Source organism: Streptomyces sp. NPDC005774, from assembly GCF_042871645.1.
In the GTDB taxonomy this organism is placed as follows: domain Bacteria; phylum Actinomycetota; class Actinomycetes; order Streptomycetales; family Streptomycetaceae; genus Streptomyces; species Streptomyces pratens.
This window is the reverse complement of sequence record NZ_JBIAIV010000036.1, coordinates 37,279-54,057: the sequence shown is the minus strand read 5'-3', so window position 1 is coordinate 54,057 and position 16,779 is coordinate 37,279. Positions and strand designations below refer to the sequence as shown.

The following is a 16,779-nucleotide window of genomic DNA, read 5'->3' as shown; positions in this document are numbered from 1 at the left end:
CTCTCTTTTGCGTCTGCCGATCTCTTTTGTGTGCAGTGCTCCGATTTCGTGGAAGACTGATTCCATGAGCACCGCACACGGCGCCCGTGCACGGGCCAGGATCGAAGTCACCGCGGCGATCAAGGAGGAGGCCCGCAGACAGCTCGCGGCGGAAGGCGCCGCCAAGCTCTCGCTGCGAGCCGTGGCCCGTGAACTCGGCATGGCGTCCTCCGCCCTGTACCGGTATTTCCCCAGCCGCGACGATCTGCTGACCGCTCTCATCATCGACGCCTACGACTCCCTCGGCGAGGCCGCCGAAACGGCCCACGCCGAGGTCGCGGGTACCCCACCGGCCCGGCGCTGGACCGTGATCTGCGAGAGCGCGCGTACCTGGGCGCTCGGGCACCCGCACGAGTACGCGCTGATCTACGGTTCGCCGGTCCCCGGCTACAAGGCACCCGACACCACCGTGCCGGCCGCCTCCCGCCTGGCCTTCCTCGCCTTCGACATCCTGCGGGACGCACACCGCTGCTCCGCTCTGGCCCTGCCGCCCCTGTCGGCCGAACTGCGGCCGGAGGCCGAGCGGATGGCCGCCGACCTCGCGCCCGGCCTCCCCCCGGAGGTGGTGGTGGCGATGGTGGCGGCCTGGGCCGAGCTGTTCGGACTGGTCGGGTTCGAACTGTTCGGGCAGTTCCACCGGGTCGTGGAGGACCGTGAGAGGTTCTTCCGGTACGCGGTGGACCGCCTCGCCCGTTCGGTCGGCCTGCCGGCGGCGTCGTAACCCCGGCTCTCCCGTCGTTCCGCCGCCCCGCGCCGACGCGTACTTCCGGGGGAGTACGCGTGATCACCTCGCCGGGGTGACGCCGCCACCGGCATCCGGCGTCTAGCGTGACGGACATGGACGAGCAGCGCGGGCCCGGCGGCGGGCCGCCGGGCAGGTGGCGGCCCGGTCCTCCCGGCTGGTGGCGGTACGGCCCACCCGGGAAGGGCCGCTGGGACGACGGGGCCGACGGGGCCGACGGGGACGGCGCCAGGAACCGGCGTTCCCGGTGGCCCTGGCCCTCCACCCTGCTGCTCACCGCCTTCGTGCTGATCGGCTCCGCCTTCGCGGAGCACTCCCAGGAGGGTGAGCGCGTCGCCCTCGATCCCTTCGCACGCCTGTTGCTGTGCGCGGCCGGAGTGGTGCTGCTGTGGCGGCAGCGGCATCCGGTGCCGGTGGTGTTCGCCAGCGTGGCCGCCGTGCTGCTCTATCTGGGCGCCGGCTACCCGTACGGGCCGGTGTTCCTGACCGTCGCCGTCGCCTGCTTCAGCGCCGTCGTCACCGGCCACCGCCAGGCGGCCTGGGCGGCGATGGGAACACTCTGGGCAGGGCACCTGCTGCTCGCCCATCCGCTCCACCGGTGGCTGCCGCCCGCCGGCGACGCGGCTGCCTCCTGGAACGAGGAAATCGTGACCGCCACCTGGGTGGTGGCCGTCGTTGCGGTGGCGGAACTGGCCAGGACCCGCCGCGAGCAGTGGGCACGGGAGCGCGCCGAGCGTGCTCAGGCGGTACGGCGGCGCGCGGACGAGGAACGGCTCCGCATCGCCCGCGAACTGCACGACGTGCTCGCGCACAGCATCTCCGTCATCAATGTGCAGGCGGGCGTCGGACTCGCGCTCCTCGACAGCGACCCCGAGCAGGCGCGCACCGCGCTCACCACCATCAAGAACCAGAGCAAGGAGGCACTGGGGGAGGTGCGCCACGTGCTCGACACGCTGCGTGCCCCCGGTGACGCGCCGCGCGCCCCGGCACCCGGCCTGGCCCGCCTGCCCGAACTGGTGGACCAGGCGGCGGGCGCGGGCCTCGCCGTCACCGTCGAGGGGGAGCCACCGAAGCTTTCGCCCGGCGCGGACCTGGCCGCCTTCCGGATTCTCCAGGAGGCCCTCACCAACGTAGTACGGCATTCCGGGTCACGACACGCGCGCGTACGCATCGACCGGGAGACGGGGAGGCTGCGGCTGCGCATCGACGACGACGGGCCCGCCACCGGTGCCGACGCGGGCGGCAGCGGCAACGGGCTCGCCGGGATGCGGGGGCGGGCCGCTGCCCTCGACGGCACCATCGAGGCGGGCCCGCGTCCCGACGGTGGCTTCCGGGTGCTCGCCGTGCTGCCGCTCGACGCCGAGGAGGACCGGTGATCCGTGTAGTACTCGCCGACGACCAGGCACTGGTCCGGGCAGGCTTCCGGGCTCTGCTGGACGCGCAGCAGGACATCGAGGTGACGGGAGAGGCGGCCGACGGCGCCGAAGCGGTGCGGTTGATCCGCGAACTGCGTCCCGATGTCGTCCTGATGGACATCCGTATGCCCGTGCTCGACGGGCTCGCCGCCACCCGCCGGGTCACCGGTGACGCCGGTCTGGCGGACGTGAAGGTGGTCATGCTCACCACCTTCGAGTTGGACGAGTACGTCTTCGAGGCGATCCGGTCGGGCGCCTCGGGATTTCTGGTGAAGGACACCGAACCCGACGAACTCCTACGGGCGGTACGGGCGGTGGTTGCCGGCGACGCACTGCTCTCACCGGGGGTGACCCGGCGCCTGATCGCCGAGTTCGCGGCCCGGTCCAAGGAACCGGCCGCCGCCGACACCCTGTCCGACCTCACCGAGCGGGAACGGGAAGTGATGGCCCTGGTCGGCATCGGCCTGACCAACGAGGAGATCGCCCGCCGTCTGGTCGTCAGCCCGCTCACCGCCAAGACCCACGTCAGCCGCACCATGGTCAAACTCGGCGCCCGCGACCGGGCGCAACTGGTCGTCCTGGCCTACGAGTCGGGTCTGGTCCGGCCGGGCTGGCTCGGCTGATCCGTTGACCGGAACCGCCTCAGTACACTGACCACCCGAACCAGGAAGAGGACCGGCGCAAGCACCGCCCCGGCGCCGAGCAGCAGCCCTTCGACGGCATCAGGGAGGGTGAAGAGCAGCGCCGGACCCGCCACGACACCGAAGACGACCGCAGCGGCGAACGCCGCGCTGCACAGCGCGTAGCCGATCTCGACGGTGATCGCATCCCGCTCGGCCTGAGTCCGCCGCACCCGCAACTCCTCACCCGCGTCCCCTGCTCGGCCTTCGAAGGCAAACAGCCCGGGGCCGGAAGGACAAGGAGTCCGCAGCGCGTACGTGGTGCGGGCGGCGTGCCTGCTACGGTGCGGCCATGGCGGCGAAGCAGGCCGAACAGGCGCTCGTGCAACAGTGGCGGGACATACTGGCCCTGCATGCCCGCACGCAGTGCGAACTCGACCGTGCACTGCATGAACACGGCCTGTGCGGTAGCGACTTCGAAGTTCTGGACATCCTCGCGAGTGCGGTGCGCGGATGCTCCTACCGCGTCCAGGAGATCGCCGAGCGTGTCCACCTGAGTCAGAGCGCGCTGTCCCGGCTGATCGCCCGTCTGGAGCGGGAGGGGCTCGCCGAACGGGGCACGTGCGCGGAGGACCGGCGGGGCGTCCGGGTCTCGCTGACGGCGAAGGGGCGCGCGCTGCACGGTGAAGTGCTTCCCGTTCAGCGCGCGGTGCTGACCCGGATGCTCGCGCACCCCTGAGTCGGGGGCCTGGGGGCGGGAACCTGGACCACGGCGGACGTGTTCCGCCAGAGCGTGGCGAGGGCCGGGTCGCCCGACAGCGCGGGCACCGGCAGTCGGTTCCACACCGCGAGATACAACTACTCATCCGGAGGGGCGGGACATGTCCGTCGGCAACGAAGGCGGCGGCACACCGGTGCACCACCCCGGTGTGCCGGACCAGGTCACGCACCCGCCACTCGGGGCAGGTCGGCACCTCGGCGTCCGGGCCGGTCTTCTCGGCGGCTTCGGCCAGCAGCCGGCCCTCTTCGTCCAGGATCCCCACGAACCAGGAAACGTCCAGGGGGAGGAGTCTGCCGTACGCGACCGGGGCCGATGGGGTTATATGTGCGGCAAGCTGCCCCGGTCAGGCCGGGGCCGCCTTGCGGGTCGCGAACCCGATCACCGTGGCCACCGCCGCGAGCACCGCCACGCTGGTCAGGGCAGCCGGAAGGCTGAACCAGTCCGCCATGAACCCGATCGCCGGCGGGCCGAGGAGCATGCCGCCGTACCCCAGGATGGATGCCGTGGCGACACCACCAGGGCCGGCGAGCGCGCCCGCGCGTTCGATGGCCACCGGGAAGAGGTTGGCGAGGCCGATGCCGGTGATCGCGTAGCCGAGCAGGGCTCCCTCCAGTGAGGGCGCGAGCGCACCGAACAGCATCCCGGCCGTCGCGATGGTGCCGCCCGCGACCAGGGTCCGGGTCCTGCCCAGCCGCTCGAGCAGTGTCGTACCGGTGAGTCGCCCGATCGTCATGGCGAGCGCGAAGCAGGAGTACCCGAGGGCCGCGACGCCCGGCGAGGCGCCGAGGTCCTCCTCCAGATGCAGCGCGCCCCAGTCGGCCAGGGCCCCCTCGCCGTAGGCGGTGCAGAGCGCGATCAGCCCGAAGACGATCACCAGCGTGCGAGTACGGCCGTCCAGTCGGCGCGGTCCGCCCTGCTCGGTCCGCCCGGCCTCTTTCCCCCGCCCCTGCCCCCGGTCAGCAGGGACCAGCGGCTCGATCCGCATGAGCATCCGTCCCGCTACGGCGGTCACCAGCAGGCCGATGGCAGCGAGCCCCCACAGATGCCGGGTGGGCGAGAGGGAACCGGCGACCAGGGCACCCAGCCCCGCGCCGACCATGGCGCCCAGGCTGAACGCGGCGTGGAAGCTCGGCATGATGGGGCGCCGCAGTGCGGCCACCAGATCGACGGCCGCACTGTTGAAGGCGACATTGATGCCGCCGTAGGCCGCGCCGAACACCAGGAGCACGGTGCCGAGCGCGAGCGCGGAGTGGGTGAGCGGCGGCAGGCCGACGCTGAGGCAGAGGAGGACCGCGCAGACCACGGTGACGGGATGACTGCCGTAGCGGCGGCACAGCCGGCCGGTGAAGATCATCGTGACGACGGCTCCGGCGGAGACCCCGAGCAGGGCGAGCCCCAGCGCACTCGCGGAGGCACCGGTCTGCTCCTTGATGGCGGGAATGCGCACGACCCAGCCGGCGAAGACGAAGCCGTCGAGGGCGAAGAAGAGGGTCAGGGCGAGGCGGAGGCGGACGAGGTCGGAGCGCGGCACGACGCTGTGCGAGCAGAGTTTGTTTATTAGCGGCACAAAATGAGGCTAAGTGGACCCCCGGGCCAGGGGCAAGGAGAGGGCCGGCCCGCGCGGTCCGGGGTGGCGGTGGTCCCATGGGCGAGGCGTCAGGCGACGAGGTTAGTGCCGCCGCCCACGAACCGCCGCAGGAGGGTGAGCGAGAGCTCGTACTCCGTCGGCCCGTAGAGCCCACCCGTGATGGCCGCGAAAGGGCTTGTCCCGGCCGTTCCGTCCCCGGTCGTCACGAGGGCGGCAAAGAAGAGCGGCTGCTCGGGATCCTGGCCCGGCATGGCGCTGACCACGTCGAACGCGATGAAGGCATGCCGCCGTGCCGTCCGCCCGACAGTGACGTCGGCGACCTCGATCCCGTGGACCTCGCCCCAGGTCCGGAATCCCGCCTGCTCGCGGCAGCGGCTCGCCGCCATCCCCGGGTGAGCCGTCATACCGCCGTAGGGGTGGCTTCGTAACCCGTGTGAACGCCTCGAATGGTGGGAGCCGGACATATGACTGACGGTAGATCACGTCGGGGCCCGGTCAAGCGTGCTGACGTGGAGTCAGCAGCCGGGGTCACCGATGGAAGGACAATCGGATGCGCTCTGCCCGCATGCTGCTCGCCACCGCGACGGCCACCGCGGCCCTCGTGGTCTCGGCGCCCACAGCCTTCGCCGTCACGGCAGGCGACTGGGACCACGACAAGTCTTCCTACAGCAAGGAGCACGACGAGGACAGCAGCCACGACGAGGACAGCAGCCGCGACAAGCCGAACGGCGGTGTGCGCACCGGCGGTGGCGCCCTGACCACCGGGGACGGGGACGACTGGAGCGGCAAGCACGACAAGGACGAGTCGAAGGACGAGTACAAGGACGAGGACAAGGAAGGGTCGAAGGACGAGTACAAGGACGAGGACAAGGACGAGGACAGGGACGAGGGCAGGGACGAGGACAGGGACGAGGACAGGGACGAGGGCAAGAAGGAGGGCGGGGAGCACGGCAAGCCCAGCGGCGGTGTGCACACCGGCGGTGGCGCGCTGGCCGCCGTGAACGAGGGCGACTGGGGTAGCAAGCACGACAAGGACGAGGACAAGGGCGACTGGGGTAGCAAGCACGACAAGGGCGAGGACAAGGGCGAGTACAAGGACGAGTACAAGGACGAGGACAAGGGCGAGTACGAGGGCAAGAAGGACTGGGAGCACGAGAAGCCGAGCGGCGGTGTGCACACGGGCGGTGGCGGGCTCTCTGACCCGAGTGTCTCCGGCGGCGGCCTGGCCGCGCTGGCCGTTCTCGGCGCCGGCGCCTACGCGCTGCGACGCAAGAAGGCGTCCGGAAGCGTGGCCTGATCCATGCCTGGCGTCATAGCAACCGGGGCCGGCATGACACACGACGTGTGTCATGGCGGCCCCGCTCGCCGCTTTCGCCCCCGTTTCGCTGCCGTGTCCGAATGAGGTGGTCCCCCAATGGCAGCCCGCCCCCTTTCCTCCGTCCCCACAGATCCGGCCCCGGCGCGGCGGAGGCTGCGCGCCGTCATGACGGCGATCTTCTGGGGCACGGCAACCCTGGTGCTGGCGGTGAGTCTGCTCGGCGGCAGGGGGGATCCCCCCGCCGACGCCCTCGGCTCGCACGCTCCTCCCGCGACGTCCGCCGCCGCTACTACCTCCGCCTCCGCCGCCAGTACCGCGGCCAGTGCTTCCGCCGAGGACCGGCCGGCCGGCAAGCATCTGCCACGGTCCGCCCCGACCCGGTTGCGCATCCCCGACATCAACGTCGACGCGCCCTTCACCGATCTCGCCATCGCCGCCTCGGGCGAGCTCGACGCACCACCTCCGTACGACACCAATCTGGTCGGCTGGTTCGCCGGTGGCGCGTCCCCGGGGGAGCGCGGAACATCGATCATCGCCGGACATGTGGACACGAAAGCCTCGGCCGCTGTGTTCGCCCGGCTTTCCGAACTCGAGAAGGGCGACCACTTCGAGGTGGAGCGGGCCGACGGGCGTAAGGCCGAGTTCGTGGTCCACCACGCGGAGTCGTTCGCCAAGGACGACTTCCCCGACAAGCGTGTCTACGCCGACACGGACGAGGCTCAGGTCCGGCTCATCACCTGCTCCGGGGAGTACGACCGCAAGGCCAAGGACTACACCGAGAACCTGGTGGTCTTCGCCCACCTGGTCTGACCCGCACAGAACGGTCGGGCCGACTCGAATGGATCGCTGCCCGGAAGGGGACCAGGACACCCTTCCGGGCAGCGCGTTCGTCAGGCCGTGGAGCAGAGGGCCCCGTTGAGGGCGAACGCCGACGGACCGGGGTTGCCGTCCGTCGTGGTGGCGGTGAAGCCGAGGGTGACGGAGCCCGTCGCAGGGATCGACGCGGTGTAGGAAGCCGAGGCGACACTGACCTCGGAACCGGTCTGGACAGGGGTGCCGCCCCACATGTTGGTGATGCGCTGGGCACCGGGGAAGACCCAGTTCAGAGTCCAGCCGTCGACCGCCGAGCTGCCGGTGTTGTGGATGACGACCTCACCCTGGAAGCCGCCGGGCCACTCGTTCGTCACCCGGTAGGCGACCGCGCAGGAGCCCTGGCTCCCGCCGGGAGGCGTGGTGACCGTCACCGTGCCGGAGCGCGGTGAGCGGTTGCCGGCCGCGTCCCGGGCGTACACGGCGAATGTGTAGGAGGTCTCGGGGGAGAGGCCGGTGAGGGCGGCGGAGGTGCTTGCGGTCGTGGTGACGGCCGTCTCCCCGCCGCCGCTGATCCGGACGACGTCGTAGCCCGTCACTCCGTTCTCGTCGGTGGCCGCCGCCCAGGAGAGCGTGGCCGACGACGAGGTCACCGAGGAGGCGGCCGGCCTGCCGGGGGCGGTCGGGGCCGTGGTGTCACCGCCTGATCCGGACGAGTAGATCTCGGCCTCCTCGGAGGTCGCGGCGATGCCGTTGGCGCCGTTGAAGAGGCGCTGCCCCCAGCCGGTCAGCCGGTCCGGGTCGAAGCTCGTGACCATGTCCAGGTACTCGACCCCACCGCCGTTGCCGCTCCAGGACCAGCCGAGGTAGCCGAGGCCGAGCTGCTGGGTGACGGCGAGGATGGCGTCCTCATCGGGGTTTCCGTCCGAGTGGTCGTGGCCGAACTCGCCCACCACGATCGGGAGTCGCGCGGAGACGAAGCGGCCCAGGTAGTCGCTGACCTCGGCGGCGGTGTCGAAGACGCCGTACATGTGGATGGAGAACACCGTGTTGGCGTCCGGGTCGGCGGCGAACACCGAGGCGGCGTTGTCACGCATGGTGAACGCCCAGTCCTGGCCCCAGTTGGGGGCGTCGACCATCAGCGTGTGGTCGAAACCCGCGTTGCGCAGCTTCTGGATGGCGGCCTTGGTGTCCGCCGTCCAGTTCGCGTAGTTGGTGTTGCCGTAGGGTTCGTTGCCGATGTTGACGACGACGTGGTCCTCCTGGCCGGTCAGCGCGCTCCGGACGCCGATCCAGTAGTCGGCGGCGCGGGAAAGGGTGACCGCTCCGCTCTGCTCGCCGTAACCGGTGGTGTCGTGCACCTCCAGGACACAGATCAGCCGGTTCTGCTTGCACTGCGCAACGACATTCGCCACGTCGGCGGCGTCGTTGGCGGTCCACCGGTCGCCGCTGGAGAGGACCACGCGCACGGTGTTGGCGCCCTTGGCCTTGATGTGCGCGAGGGAACTGACCCGGTCCGTGTACCAGGTGTGGGCATGGTTGACCCCGCGCATCACGAAGTCGTTCCCGGAAGCCTCCAGCAGTCGCCCGTTCTCGACGCGGAAGCCGGTGGGTGCCGCGTGCGCCGGGGTGCCGAGGGCGAGCAGCGGGAGCAGGAGGCCCAAGAGGGCGGCGAACAGACCGACCGCACGGGGGAGCGCGGCCGTACGGGGGAGTGGGGTGGTGGGGGTGGAAGACGGGGCGGGTGTGTGGGTGGGGGTGGGCGTGCGGGATCTCATGGCGGCTCCAGAGGGGTGGCTCGGGTGATACGGGGGTCGGTTCGGTGCCGGTCCCGGATTCGGTCCTGGTTCGTGTCCGTGCCGTGGTTCATGAGGGTGCGTCATGCGTGCCGTGGGGGGCGTGCGCCGGTGCGGCGGCTGTGCGGGGCAACTGCTGTGCGGAGGAGCTGCTGTGCAGGGGACTGCTGCATGTGCGCCGTGGGTCAAAAGGGCGCGGTGGCAGTGCAGTCGACGGTTGCCGCCGGAGCCCCGGACGTTGCCGGGGTGCTCGCGATGAAGCCGAAGGAAGTGCTTGCGCCGGGAGTCAGGGTGCCGTTCCAGCCCGCGTTGGTGACGGTCGCCGTGCCGTCGCCGACGGTGCCGAGCGTGCCGTTCCACACCTGGGTCAGCTGCGCGCCGTCGGCCGGTGCGACCGTCACGGTCCAGCCGGTGAGCACGACGGCGGAGGTGTTCCGTACCGTCACCTCGGCCTGGTAGCCGCCCTGCCAGGCCGAACCGGCCCGGAACGACGCGGTGCAGGTGGCGTCGTCACCGGGGCCGCCCGGATCGCCGGGGCCACCCGGATCACCTGGGACGCCCTGCTCGAGGGCGTCTGCCAGGGCGGGGTACCAGCGGGCGGCGATCTTCTTGTTACCGGCGTCGCCCGGGTGCACACCGTCGTAGGTGTCGGTGGCGGTGTCGAAGCCCGTCCACTGGTCGACCACGGTCACCGGGGAACGGGTGGTGCTCGTCTCCGCGGCCCACCCGGGGATCCGCGCGTTGAAGTCGGCGACGCGCTGGGCGCAGCCGGTGCAGCCGACGGGGTTCATCGGGATGATCTGGGCGACCAGGAGCCGCGTGTCCGGGTTGGCCGCCCGCATCTGAGTCACCAGTTCGGTGTAGGCGGCGAGGATGCGGTCGGGGGAGATGCTGCTCCAGACGTCGTTCGTACCGAAGTGCATGACAACGATGTCCGGCCGGGTCGCCGCCAGCCGTCCGGGCAGCAGGTTCTGGTCGGCGAGGTTGGTTACCAGTTCGCCGCCGTGACCCTCGTTGTCGCCGTCGTACGCCATACCGCAGCCCTGGCCGGGGAGGGTGCCGACGAAGTCGATGTCCTTGTGGCCGGCGTCCAGTAACCGGTTCCACAACAGGGCCCGCCAGCAGCCCGGTGAGCCGGTGATCGAGTCGCCCAGCGGCATGATGCGGACGGGGGCCGCGTCCGGCGCGGCGGCCGCGCGTGGTGCGAAGGGGGGAGTGAGGGTGAGGCCGAGCGGGAGGAGCAGAGCGGTCAGTGCGAGTAGAGCCCGTAGCGGTAAGTGGTCGATGACGCGCATGGTGTTCCCTTCTCCGGGCGAGGTGGGAGCGCTCCCATGAGGACATGAAGCCACCTTGTCAGTGACGCGTCAAGAGGTGGGGGAGTGCCGGGTGCGGTGGTGTCCGTACGGTCGGCCCGGTGGAGTGTGTGCGGTCGCTCCACCGGGTGTCGTGCGGTCGGCCCTCATGGGTTCCATGCATCTCATGGGCGTGGCGCACATGTGCGCCACGCCCATGGCGTGTCCTCGGGGGAGAACCCCGCGACCGGGATCAGCGCTCGGCGCGCCGGCGGGTCACCACCTTCTTCAACAGCGGCCAGGCCAGCAGCAGCGCGACGATCGCGTACACGGTGACCGAGAAAGGTGTGTTGACCAGGCCCGAGACGCTGCCGTCACTGATCTGCAGCGCGCGACGGAGCTGTTGCTCGGCGGCCGGGCCGAGGATGACGGCGATGATGGCGGGCAGGACCGGCAGACCGTATCGCCGCATACCGAAGCCGATCAGGCCGATGATCAACAGGATCACCAGATCGATCACCTCGCCACCGACCGCGTACGCGCCGATCGCCGCGAAGAACAGGATCCCGGCGTAGAGGTACGGCCGCGGGATGCGCAGCAGCTTCGCCCACACCGGTGCCAGTGGCAGGTTGAGGGCGAGCAGCAGCACCATGCCGACGAACAGCGAGGCGATGAGTCCCCACACCAGTTCGGGCTCCCGTTCGAAGAGCAGCGGGCCCGGCTGAATGCCGTACTGCTGGAAGGCGGCCAGCATCACCGCCGCGACCGCGGTGGTCGGCAGACCCAGCGTCAGCATGGACACCAGCGTGCCGGCCGCCGAGGCGGACGCCGCCGACTCCGGCCCCGCCACGCCCTCGATGGCGCCCTTGCCCCACTCGTCCTTGTGCTTGGACAGCCGTTTTTCCGTGACGTACGACAGGAATGTCGGGATCTCCGCGCCGCCCGCCGGGATCGCGCCGAACGGGAAGCCGATGAACGGGCCGCGCGCCCAGGACTTCCACGTGCGCCGCACATCGCCGCGGCTCAGCCACGGCAGGCCCACCGGAATCGGCTCGGGAGGCCTGCGCCGCAGGTGCGCGGCGACCCACAGCGCCTCTCCGATGGCGAACAGGCCCACCGCGACGATCACCACGTCGATGCCGTCGGCCAGTTGGAGGGAGCCGAAGGTCAGCCGCTGCTGGCCGGTCATCCGGTCCAGGCCCACCAGACCGATCGTCAGGCCGATCAGCAGTGAGGCCAGCCCCCGGATCCGCGACGAACCCAGGACCGACGTCACGGCGATGAACGCCAGCACCATGATGGCGAAGTAGTCCGGAGCGCCGATGTCCACGGCGAGTTCGGCGACCGCCGGCGCCAGCACGACCAGCAGAATCGTGCCGACCATGCCGCCCGCGAAGTGACCGATCGCGGCGGCCGCCAGTGCCTGCGCACCACGACCCGACTTGGCCATGGGGTTACCCTCCATGGCCGCGACCACGGCGGCGCTCTCCCCCGGTGTGTTCAGCAGGATCGAGGTGGTCGAACCACCGAACATCGCACCGTAGTAGATACCCGCGAACATGATGAACGCGCCGATCGGCTCGAGTCCGTACGTCACCGGCAGCAGCAACGCCACCGCCATCGCCGGACCGATGCCGGGCAGCACGCCGATCGCGGTGCCCAGCAGCACGCCGAGCGCGGCCCACAGCAGGTTGATCGGGGTCAGCGCGGTACCGAAGCCGTCCAGAAGGGAGTTGAGGGCGTTCACGTCAAAGCACTCCCATCAGCGGACCACCGGGCAGCGGTACACCGAGCAGGTTGTTGAACACGGTGTGGGCGACGAGGGAGACGACAGCGGCGATCAGCGGATCGCGGTCGAATCTGCGGCTGCCGAGGGCGAAGGCCGCACCCCAGAAGAGCAGCGCGCCGGCCACGGGGAAGCCGAGCGGTTCGATGAGCACGGCCGAGCCGAGGAAAACCCCGGTGAGCAGCAGCACCGTGCGCCAGTCGGCGGGTTCGGACAGGTCGACGTCCTCGCCGGTCTCGGCCCGGCCCCGCCCGCCGCGCAAAACGTCCACTGCGAGCAGGGCGGCGACGGCGAGGAGTCCGGCGCCGACCACGACGGGTACCGTCTTCGGCCCGACGGGGCCGCGCTGGGTGATGTCGACGTCCATGGTGAGGGCGTCGGTCAGAACGAGCACACCGAGCATCAACAGCAACACGCAAACGCCGAGTTCGGAGTGGTCGTGCAGCCAGGAGCGCCGTTTGGCGGGCGCGGGGGACAGGCCGGTGGTCGGTGTCGTCACAGCCCGAGCTCCTTCAGAACGGACACTACGCGCGTGTCCTCGGCGTCCAGGAAGTCGCCGAACTCCTCACCCGTCAGGAAGGCGTCGTCCCAGCCGTTCTGCTTCATGGACGCGCGCCATTCTTTCGAGTCGTGCAACTTCTCCACCAAAGTGATGAGTTGGTCGCGTTCGACGTCGGTCAGACCGGGAGGGGCCACGATGCCCCGCCAGTTGGTGAAGTTCACGTCGTATCCCGCCTCCTGCAGTGTGGGCGCGTCCAGCCCGGGGACCCGCTCGGGTCCGGTGACCGCGAGCAGGCGCAGCTCGCCCGCCTTGATCTGGTCGAGGTACTCGCCCACACCGGACACGCCGAACCCGACCTTGTTGCCGAGGATCGAGGCGAGCAGTTCGCCACCACCGTCGAACGGGATGTAGTTGACCTGCTTCGGGGCTATCCCGGCGGCCCGCGCCATCAGCATCGGCGCGAGATGGTCGGGCCCGCCGGGCGAGGAACCGCCGCCCACCGGCACCTTGCCGGGGTTCTCCTTCCAGGCGCCGATCAGGTCGTCGATCGTCTTGTACGGGGAGTCCTTGGCGACCACGACGACGTCCTGCTCCTCGGTGAGCCGGGCGACAGGGGTGGTGTCGGCGAGGGTCTTCGGCGCGCCGTTGGACCGGACGGCGCCGACGACACCGAGGCCCATCGACATGGCGAGCTTGCCGTTGCCGTGCTCGCTCACCAGCCTGCTGAGACCGACGGTGCCGCCGGCGCCGGGCAGGTTGAACACCTCGATGTTGTGGGTGAGCCCGGCGTCCTCGGCGTTCTTCGCGGCCGTACGGGCCGTGATGTCGTAACCGCCGCCGGGCGTGTTGGGAACCATGAAGCGCAGGCCCGGGATCTGTGTGCCGGTCTCGGTGCCGCTGCCGGTCGTGAGCAGCGGCGGGCCCACGAGTACCAGCACGGCGGCCCCGAGCAGGGCCAGGGGGGTGCGCAGGCGCACGAATGCCACCACCTGTCGGTCGATCGTCTGGGGGTCACGCAGAGCCCTGTGGGGTGGGTGACGTGCGCCACATGGTGCACGGGCATCGCCCGGCTGTCCCGCTTGCGGAACCAACGGAGGTTTTGGTCATTGCGTCAGCGCTTCTTCGCTCCTTCGCCTCTTTGCGTCGTCGAGTCGGCGCGTGGCCGGGCGCTCCGATGTCCGCCGCCACGCGTCCACCTGGGCACATCACTTCCCGCGAGACGCAGGCGGGCGCCATGATGGGGCACCCGCCACCTGCGCCGCACCTCGCCGTGCCCGCCGGGGCACGGGGCATCGCCGACCGGAGAGTCCGTCGGCACGGAGAGCCCGTCGGCAGGTGAGCCCGCCGGCAGGAGAGATCGAGTACGTCGTGGCCGTCACCTTCCGTCGTCAGACCCTCGCGGGCGAGATGCTGGTGCTCCAGCTCGCCATTGTCGTGATGGTTCTGCTGGCGGTCGCCGCGGTCTCCCTGGCGCAGTCGGAGGCGACCTTCAACCGGGTCGAGGGCCGTCGGGTCGGCGCGCTCGCCGAACAACTGGCCGCGAACCCACTGGTGCGCAGCCGGCTGGTGCAGCCGGTGCCCGGGGAGGCCCTGGCCGCGCTGGTGAACTCCACCCAGACCCAGTCCGGGGTCACCTCGGTGACCGTGGCCGGCCCGGACGGCCGGATCGTCGCCTCCACGAACCCCACCGTGATCGGCGGTCGGCTGCCCCCGGGGGACGGCGCCGTGCGCGGTCGCGGCTGGTCGGGCCCGCTGACGCTCGACGGCAGTCGTGAACGGGTCGCCCAGGTGCCGGTCCTCGGCGCGACCCAGGACAACCTGGGGCGTCACCTCGGCACGGTGATGATCGGCGCGGCCGACCCGACGGTGTGGCAGCGGCTCAGCGGCGCCTCCTCGTACCTGCTGGCCTACCTGGGTATCGCCAGCGGGCTCGGGGTGGCCGGGTCCTGGCTGCTCGCGCGACGCGTCAAGCGGCAGAGCCTCGGCCTGGAGCCGCGCGAGATCGCGGGACTCGCCGAACACCGCGAGGCCATGCTGTATGGCATCGCCGAGGGCGTGATCGCCCTCGACCCGCAGCACCGGCTCACCCTCGTCAACGAGATGGGCCGACGTCTGCTGGCCCTGCCCGAGGGCTGCGTGGGCCAGAGCCTGGACGCCCTCGGTATCGACGGGCGGCTGCGGGACGTGCTCGCCGGGACGCAGCACGAAGCGGGGGACCGGCCACCGCACCGGGCAGGCGATCGGCCGCAGGGGCATGACGGCGACCGGTCGCAGACCCGGGAGAGCGACCGGCCGCGGCTCCGGGCGGGTGCCCGGCCGCCGCACGAGGCGGGCCGGCGGCGCGACGAGGTCGTCGTCCAGAACGGCCGGGTACTGGTGATGAACCGGATGACCGTCGCCAAGGACGGGCGCTCCCTCGGCTCGGTCACCACCCTGCGGGACCGCACCGAACTCGCCCGGCTGGAACGGGAGATCGGGTCCTTCCGCAGCTCCTCCGAGCTGCTGCGCGCCCAAGCCCACGAGTTCGCCAACCAACTGCACACGATCTCCGGGCTCATCCAGATCGGTGAACAGGACGAGGTCGTGCGCTACATCCGGGCCTTGAGCCGACGCCGCCAGTCCCTCGACGTCACGCTGAGCCGGCGGGTGCGGGACACCGCCCTCGCCGCCCTGCTGACGGCGAAGGCCTCGCTCGCCGCCGAACGCAGGGTGGCCCTGCGCATCTCCGACAGCACCGCCCTGGACCCGCTCGCCCCCGAGGATGCCGCCGACGTGGCAACGGTCGTGGGCAACCTCGTGGACAACGCGGTGGACGCGGCGGCGGCCACCGCGGGCGACCCCGGAGCCGGGGACGACGGACAGGGGGCCTGGGTCGAGGTCGAGCTGCGCCACGACGCCGCCAGCGTGGAGATCGTCGTCCGTGACTCCGGCCCCGGCGTCGCCCCCGAGCTGGCCCGGGAGGTCTTCCAGCACGGCTTCACCACCAAGGCCGCCCAGGAGGGCGAGCGCGGTATCGGCCTGGCGCTCACCCGCCTCGTCTGCGAACGTCACGGCGGTGAGATCTCGGTGACCAACACCCCGGAGGGGGCGATGTTCACCGCCCGCATGACCGTCAGCCACCTCGTCGACGCGGTGGCGGAAGGAGCCGGCCGATGACCAGCACACACGACGAGCACGCAGGGTCCGCGCGCGCCGGCGCGATCGACGTGCTCGTGGTCGACGACGACTTCATGGTGGCCCGGGTGCACCGTGCCTTCGTCGAACGCGTTGAGGGATTCCGGGTCGTCGGCGTCGCCGGCACCGGGGAGCAGGCGGTCACCGCGGTGGACGGGCTCCGTCCCGATCTGGTCCTGCTCGACCTGTATCTGCCGGACCTGTTCGGCCTCGATGTGATTCCCCGGCTGCGCAGCGCCGGCCACGACTGCGACGTGATGGTCATCAGCGCCGCGCGGGAGGCCGGCACGGTGCGCGGTGCGGTCCGGCAGGGGGTCGTCGACTATCTGCTGAAGCCGTTCGACTCCGAGGATCTGCGGGCGCGGCTGGAGCGGTACGCCGTCCGGCGCGGCCGGCTGCTCGGCGCGGTCGTGCGGGGCCAGGCCGACGTCGACCGGGTCCTGGCCGGAGCGACGGCACCGGTGGCCACGGCACCGGCGCTGCCCAAGGGCATGAGCGTGGAGACCGCCGAACTCGTCGAGCGAGTCCTGCGCGAGGCCGACGGCACGCTGTCGGCCACCGAGTGCGCCGCCCTCACCGGCGTCTCCAGGGTCAGTGCCCGTCGCTACCTGGAGCACTTCCACACCGTGGGCAGGGCGGAGGTCTCCCTGCGGTACGGGGCGGCGGGGCGGCCGGAACGCCGCTACCGGTTCCTGGGACTGCCGAAGGACCGGCCCGACCGGGGGGCCCGGCGGCAGCCCGAACCGCAGGCCGGCGGGCAGGCCGGCGGGCTCCGGTCGGGTGGCGGGGCGCGGCGGTAGAGGCACGGGCCGGCGCCCCGGCGCGACCTCGTGCGGGGCGAACCCGCCCACGGTGCGGGGTTGTCCCCGGCTGCCCCCGGATCTAGGGTCGAGCAGCGGGTGCAAGCGCTTTCTGA

The 16,779-nt window shown here is 71.2% G+C and carries 16 protein-coding genes and 1 pseudogene; 8 read left to right on the top strand and 9 right to left on the bottom strand.

All coding sequences use genetic code 11. The features are described 5' to 3' along the window. Positions 1-64: 64 nt before the first annotated feature. The 3 genes from ACFYQA_RS27315 (at position 65) to ACFYQA_RS27305 (ending at position 2,819) form a co-directional block, all read left to right on the top strand. Positions 65-760: a TetR/AcrR family transcriptional regulator gene (locus ACFYQA_RS27315; RefSeq protein ID WP_388923041.1), complete on the top strand. Its 696-nt coding sequence runs from the start codon at positions 65-67 to the stop codon at positions 758-760. A 116-nt stretch (positions 761-876) separates the two neighbouring features. Further along, on the top strand, positions 877-2,157 hold the full coding sequence (locus ACFYQA_RS27310; RefSeq protein ID WP_388923038.1) for a sensor histidine kinase: 1,281 nt from the start codon (positions 877-879) through the stop codon (positions 2,155-2,157). Next, positions 2,154-2,819 (top strand): response regulator, encoded by a 666-nt coding sequence (locus ACFYQA_RS27305; RefSeq protein WP_386401270.1) that lies wholly within the window; start codon positions 2,154-2,156, stop codon positions 2,817-2,819. Before ACFYQA_RS27310 ends, ACFYQA_RS27305 begins: the two co-directional genes overlap by 4 nt. Here ACFYQA_RS27305 and ACFYQA_RS27300 read toward each other — a convergent pair. After that, on the bottom strand, positions 2,780-3,049 hold the full coding sequence (locus tag ACFYQA_RS27300) for a DUF6332 family protein (RefSeq protein ID WP_388923140.1): 270 nt from the start codon (positions 3,047-3,049) through the stop codon (positions 2,780-2,782). The genes ACFYQA_RS27305 and ACFYQA_RS27300 overlap by 40 nt on opposite strands. Before the next feature lie 119 nt (positions 3,050-3,168). Between ACFYQA_RS27300 and ACFYQA_RS27295 the strand changes: the two genes are divergently transcribed. Then, positions 3,169-3,555 (top strand): MarR family winged helix-turn-helix transcriptional regulator, encoded by a 387-nt coding sequence (locus ACFYQA_RS27295; RefSeq protein ID WP_386401508.1) that lies wholly within the window; start codon positions 3,169-3,171, stop codon positions 3,553-3,555. Positions 3,556-3,640: 85 nt separating this feature from the next. Here the strand turns inward: ACFYQA_RS27295 and ACFYQA_RS27290 are convergent. The 3 genes and pseudogenes from ACFYQA_RS27290 to ACFYQA_RS27280 form a co-directional block, all read right to left on the bottom strand. Next, a pseudogene (locus ACFYQA_RS27290) lies at positions 3,641-3,859 on the bottom strand (maleylpyruvate isomerase N-terminal domain-containing protein); the annotation flags it as partial. A gap of 81 nt (positions 3,860-3,940) precedes the next feature. Continuing rightward, entirely contained in the window at positions 3,941-5,164 is a 1,224-nt protein-coding gene (locus ACFYQA_RS27285) for an MFS transporter (RefSeq protein WP_388923034.1), read from the bottom strand. Between the two features lie 89 nt (positions 5,165-5,253). Continuing rightward, positions 5,254-5,589 (bottom strand): hypothetical protein, encoded by a 336-nt coding sequence (locus ACFYQA_RS27280; protein WP_388923032.1) that lies wholly within the window; start codon positions 5,587-5,589, stop codon positions 5,254-5,256. 146 nt (positions 5,590-5,735) lie between these two features. Here ACFYQA_RS27280 and ACFYQA_RS27275 point away from each other — a divergent pair, with 146 nt between their 5' ends. Both ACFYQA_RS27275 and ACFYQA_RS27270 read left to right on the top strand, forming a co-directional pair. After that, positions 5,736-6,482: a hypothetical protein gene (locus ACFYQA_RS27275; protein WP_388923029.1), complete on the top strand. Its 747-nt coding sequence runs from the start codon at positions 5,736-5,738 to the stop codon at positions 6,480-6,482. Positions 6,483-6,599: 117 nt separating this feature from the next. Then, positions 6,600-7,313 carry a class F sortase gene (locus ACFYQA_RS27270; RefSeq protein WP_388923026.1) on the top strand — a complete coding sequence of 238 codons (714 nt, stop codon included), beginning with the start codon at positions 6,600-6,602 and terminating at the stop codon, positions 7,311-7,313. An 80-nt stretch (positions 7,314-7,393) separates the two neighbouring features. Here ACFYQA_RS27270 and ACFYQA_RS27265 read toward each other — a convergent pair whose 3' ends face one another. The 5 genes from ACFYQA_RS27265 to ACFYQA_RS27245 form a co-directional block, all read right to left on the bottom strand. Beyond that, positions 7,394-9,091 carry a cellulase family glycosylhydrolase gene (locus ACFYQA_RS27265; protein WP_388923023.1) on the bottom strand — a complete coding sequence of 566 codons (1,698 nt, stop codon included), beginning with the start codon at positions 9,089-9,091 and terminating at the stop codon, positions 7,394-7,396. 203 nt (positions 9,092-9,294) lie between these two features. After that, positions 9,295-10,404, bottom strand: coding sequence for a GDSL-type esterase/lipase family protein (locus ACFYQA_RS27260; RefSeq protein ID WP_388923020.1), 1,110 nt, complete (start codon positions 10,402-10,404; stop codon positions 9,295-9,297). Positions 10,405-10,654: 250 nt separating this feature from the next. After that, on the bottom strand, positions 10,655-12,148 hold the full coding sequence (locus tag ACFYQA_RS27255; RefSeq protein ID WP_388923017.1) for a tripartite tricarboxylate transporter permease: 1,494 nt from the start codon (positions 12,146-12,148) through the stop codon (positions 10,655-10,657). Between the two features lies 1 nt (position 12,149). Continuing rightward, a complete protein-coding gene (locus ACFYQA_RS27250) occupies positions 12,150-12,686 on the bottom strand; it encodes a tripartite tricarboxylate transporter TctB family protein (protein ID WP_388923014.1) in 537 nt (178 codons plus the stop codon). Beyond that, positions 12,683-13,666 (bottom strand): Bug family tripartite tricarboxylate transporter substrate binding protein, encoded by a 984-nt coding sequence (locus ACFYQA_RS27245; RefSeq protein WP_388923137.1) that lies wholly within the window; start codon positions 13,664-13,666, stop codon positions 12,683-12,685. The genes ACFYQA_RS27250 and ACFYQA_RS27245 overlap by 4 nt, the downstream gene beginning before the upstream one ends. A 391-nt stretch (positions 13,667-14,057) precedes the next feature. Between ACFYQA_RS27245 and ACFYQA_RS27240 the strand changes: the two genes are divergently transcribed. Both ACFYQA_RS27240 and ACFYQA_RS27235 read left to right on the top strand, forming a co-directional pair. Beyond that, positions 14,058-15,845, top strand: coding sequence for an ATP-binding protein (locus ACFYQA_RS27240; protein WP_388923134.1), 1,788 nt, complete (start codon positions 14,058-14,060; stop codon positions 15,843-15,845). Beyond that, the gene (locus ACFYQA_RS27235) at positions 15,842-16,663 is read left to right on the top strand and encodes a response regulator (RefSeq protein ID WP_388923011.1); all 822 of its coding nucleotides are present in this window, start codon (positions 15,842-15,844) and stop codon (positions 16,661-16,663) included. Before ACFYQA_RS27240 ends, ACFYQA_RS27235 begins: the two co-directional genes overlap by 4 nt. The last annotated feature ends 116 nt before the right edge of the window (positions 16,664-16,779 follow it).